Genomic DNA, 3,960 nt, shown 5'->3' on the forward strand with positions numbered 1-3,960 from the left:
GCTGAAACGTGGGAGCGGGCTTCCCCCGTGATGGCGTCGTTGGGTCCAACATCGCCATCGCGGGGCAAGTCGGGCCGCCGAACCGCCGCTCCCACGCCAATCACGTTAGCTCGAGAAGGTCAGACCTTCTGGTACAGCTGGCTGCCTTCCTGGCGGAACCGCTCGGCCTGCTCGCGCATGCCCTGCTCGGCCGTCACATCGACGGTTTCGATCTTCGCGGCATACTCACGCACTTCCTGGGTGATCTTCATCGAGCAGAACTTCGGCCCGCACATCGAGCAGAAGTGCGCGACCTTGGCCGACTCCTTGGGCAGCGTCTCGTCGTGGAACGAACGCGCGGTGTCCGGGTCCAGGCCGAGGTTGAACTGGTCTTCCCAGCGGAACTCGAAGCGGGCCTTGGACAGCGCGTTGTCGCGGATCTGCGCGCCCGGGTGGCCCTTGGCAAGGTCGGCGGCATGGGCGGCGATCTTGTAGGTGATGATGCCGGTCTTGACGTCATCCTTGTTCGGCAGGCCCAGGTGCTCCTTGGGCGTGACGTAGCAGAGCATGGCGCAACCGAACCAGCCGATCATCGCCGCACCGATGCCCGAGGTGATGTGGTCGTAACCCGGTGCGATGTCGGTGGTCAGCGGGCCGAGGGTGTAGAACGGCGCCTCGTCACAGCACTCCAGCTGCTTGTCCATGTTCTCCTTGATCAGCTGCATCGGCACGTGGCCCGGGCCTTCGATCATGCACTGCACATCGTGCTTCCAGGCGATCTTGGTCAGCTCGCCGAGGGTTTCCAGCTCACCGAACTGGGCGGCGTCGTTGGCGTCGGCGATCGAGCCCGGGCGCAGGCCGTCGCCCAGCGAGAAGCTGACGTCGTAGGCCTTCATGATTTCGCAGATCTCGTCGAAGTGCGTGTACAGGAAGTTCTCTTTGTGGTGCGCCAGGCACCACTTGGCCATGATCGAGCCGCCGCGGCTGACGATGCCGGTGACCCGCTTGGCGGTCAGCGGCACGTAACGCAGCAGGACGCCGGCGTGGATGGTGAAGTAGTCCACGCCCTGCTCGGCCTGTTCGATCAGGGTGTCGCGGAACAGCTCCCAGGTCAGGTCTTCGGCAACGCCATTGACCTTTTCCAGGGCCTGGTAGATCGGCACGGTGCCGATCGGTACCGGCGAGTTGCGGATGATCCACTCGCGGGTTTCGTGAATGTGCTTGCCGGTGGACAGGTCCATGACCGTGTCCGAACCCCAGCGGATGCCCCAGGTCAGCTTGGCCACTTCTTCCTCGATCGAGGAACCCAGGGCGCTGTTGCCGATGTTGCCGTTGATCTTCACCAGGAAGTTGCGGCCGATGATCATCGGCTCGAGTTCGGTGTGGTTGATGTTGGCCGGGATGATCGCGCGGCCACGGGCGATTTCTTCGCGGACGAACTCGGGGGTGATCTCTTTCGGGATGTTGGCACCGAAGCTGTGGCCGGCGTGCTGCTGGCTCAACAGGCCGGCGGCGCGGGCTTCCTGCAGCTTCATGTTCTCGCGGATGGCAACGTATTCCATCTCGGCGGTGATGATGCCCTGGCGGGCGTAGTGCATCTGCGAAACGTTGGCGCCGGGCTTGGCGCGGCGCGGGTTGCGCACATGGGCAAAGCGCAGCTTGGTCAGCTCGGCATCGTTCAGGCGCTGCTGGCCGAAGTTGGAGCTCAGGCCTTCCAGGCGCTCGGTGTCGCCACGGGCGTCGATCCACGCCGAGCGCACATCGCCCAGGCCCTTGCGCACGTCGATGACGACGTTGGGGTCGGTGTACGGGCCGGAAGTGTCATACACCAGCACCGGGGCGTTCTTTTCGCCGCCGAAGTCGGTGGGGGTGTCGTGCAGGCTGATTTCACGCATGGGCACGCGGATGTCGGGGCGCGAACCTTCGACGTAGACCTTGCGCGAATTGGGCAGGGGTTGTACGGACTGTTGGTCGACTTGGGCCGACTCGCTCAGGCTGATAATTTTTTCTTGTTTGCTCATCACAGGCTCTCCAGACAGCTTCCTAGCGGGCGGAATGTCGGGGTGAACCTGAAAGGCGCGGACGCACTCGTGATGACGAGTGCAGTGCCGGATATGGGGTGCCATGAGCTGCATGCAGCTGTGACGATCCCGGACCTGGCACAAGAGGCTCCCGGGAAGTGAGAGCAATCTTGTTCCCTACGCAGGCGCTAACCTGATCAGGTTCAACGGGATCCGCAACTTTGCGATCTCAGCCTTTGCATCAAGGCACCCCGACAAGAACCTGCGCAGTCTAAGCTGGAGTGGTCGGCAAAGCCAAGCAGGTATTTGGGGGCATGACAAATGGCACAAACAGTGGATTGTTGATGCCTGCGCGTGGCACTACACTGGCGCACCGCTCGATACCCGACAGTACAGTAATTAAATCTTGATCAAGGATTGCCCTATGCTGCGCAAACTCTCACTGGCGATTGCCGTGTCTTGTGCGACCCACGGAGTGGCGTGGGCAGTGGATACGCCCACCACGGTCAAGACCGACCTGGTCAGCGTCTACCAGGAAGCGGTCGACAACAACGCCGACCTGGCCGCCGCCCGCGCCGACTACGGCGCCCGCCGCGAAGTGGTGCCGCAGGCCCGCGCCGGCCTGCTGCCCAACCTGTCGGCCGGTGCCGAAATGATGAACACCCGCACCAAGATCGACGACCCGTCGATCACCTCCAACCGCAGCGGCAATTCCTGGAGCGCCACCCTGGCCCAGCCGATCTTCCGCGCCGACCGCTGGTTCCAGCTGCAAGCCGCGGAGGCCGTCAACGAGCAGGCCGCGCTGGAGCTGTCGGCCACCGAGCAGAACCTGATCCTGCAGACTGCCGAGAACTACTTCAGCGTGCTGCGCGCCCAGGACAACCTGGCCTCGACCAAAGCCGAGGAAGCCGCGTTCAAGCGCCAGCTGGACCAGTCCAACGAGCGTTTCGACGTCGGCCTGTCGGACAAGACCGACGTGTTGCAATCCCAGGCCAGCTACGACACCGCCCGGGCCAACCGGATCATCGCCGAGCGCCAGGTGCAGGACGCCTTCGAGGCGCTGATCACCCTGACCAACCGCCAGTACAGCTCGATCCAGGGCGTGGTCCACACCCTGCCGATCCAGGTGCCGATCCCCAACGACGCCAAGGCCTGGGTCGAAACCGCCGGGCGCCAGAACCTCAACCTGCTGGCCACCAACCACGCGGTCGATGCCGCCGAAGAGACCCTGCGCCAGCGCAAGGCCGGCCACGCGCCGACCCTCGATGCGGTGGCCAAGTACCAGAAGGGCGACAACGACAGCCTCGGCTTCACCAACCCCTCGCAGAACGGCATCCGTTACGGCGGCGATGTGGAGCAGACCAGCGTCGGCCTGCAGTTGAACATTCCGATCTACAGCGGCGGGCTGACCAGCTCGCAGGTGCGCGAGGCCTACCAGCGCCTGAGCCAGAGCGAGCAGCAGCGCGAGAGCCTGCGCCGCCAGGTGGTGGAGAACACCCGCAACCTGCACCGCGCGGTGAACACCGACGTGGAACAGGTGCAGGCGCGCAAGCAGTCGATCATCTCCAACCAGAGTGCGCTGGAAGCCACCGAAATCGGCTACCAGGTGGGTACCCGCAACATCGTCGACGTGCTGGATGCGCAACGCCAGCTGTACACCTCGGTGCGCGACTACAACAACAGCCGCTATGACTACATCCTCGACAACCTGCGCCTGAAGCAGGCGGCGGGGACATTGAGCCCGCAGGATCTGCAGGACCTGGGGCGGTACCTGAAGGCCGACTACAACCCGGACAAGGACTTCCTGCCACCGGACCTGGCGGCGGCGGCGGCGAAGAACTTCGAACGCAGGCCGTGAAGGCAATACACCAGTAGCAGGGAAGGGTTTCGTGGGAGCGGGCTTGCCCCGCGATAGCGTCCGACCAGGCAACATCACTGCCTGGTCGGGCCCTATCGCGGG

General features: G+C 64.1%; 2 protein-coding genes and 1 riboswitch. Of the genes, one reads left to right on the forward strand and one right to left on the reverse strand.

Going from position 1 to position 3,960, the window contains the following annotated elements:
* Positions 1-119: 119 nt before the first annotated feature.
* On the reverse strand, positions 120-2,000 hold the full coding sequence (thiC, locus tag ACO6VM_RS27470) for a phosphomethylpyrimidine synthase ThiC (protein WP_401055454.1): 1,881 nt from the start codon (positions 1,998-2,000) through the stop codon (positions 120-122).
* A gap of 157 nt (positions 2,001-2,157) precedes the next feature.
* Positions 2,158-2,264: riboswitch (TPP riboswitch) on the reverse strand.
* Between the two features lie 160 nt (positions 2,265-2,424).
* Between thiC and ACO6VM_RS27475 the strand changes: the two genes are divergently transcribed.
* Entirely contained in the window at positions 2,425-3,858 is a 1,434-nt protein-coding gene (locus ACO6VM_RS27475; RefSeq protein WP_347151152.1) for a TolC family outer membrane protein, read from the forward strand.
* Positions 3,859-3,960: the final 102 nt, after the last annotated feature.

Source organism: Pseudomonas sp. GZD-209 (assembly GCF_049310485.1).
GTDB classification, from domain to species: domain Bacteria; phylum Pseudomonadota; class Gammaproteobacteria; order Pseudomonadales; family Pseudomonadaceae; genus Aquipseudomonas; species Aquipseudomonas sichuanensis.

Coding starts and splice junctions, on each gene's coding strand:
- ACO6VM_RS27475 (WP_347151152.1), top strand. CDS start 2,425: ATGCTGCGCAAACTCTCACTGGCGATTGCCGTGTCTTGTGCGACCCAC.
- thiC (WP_401055454.1), bottom strand. CDS start 2,000: ATGAGCAAACAAGAAAAAATTATCAGCCTGAGCGAGTCGGCCCAAGTC.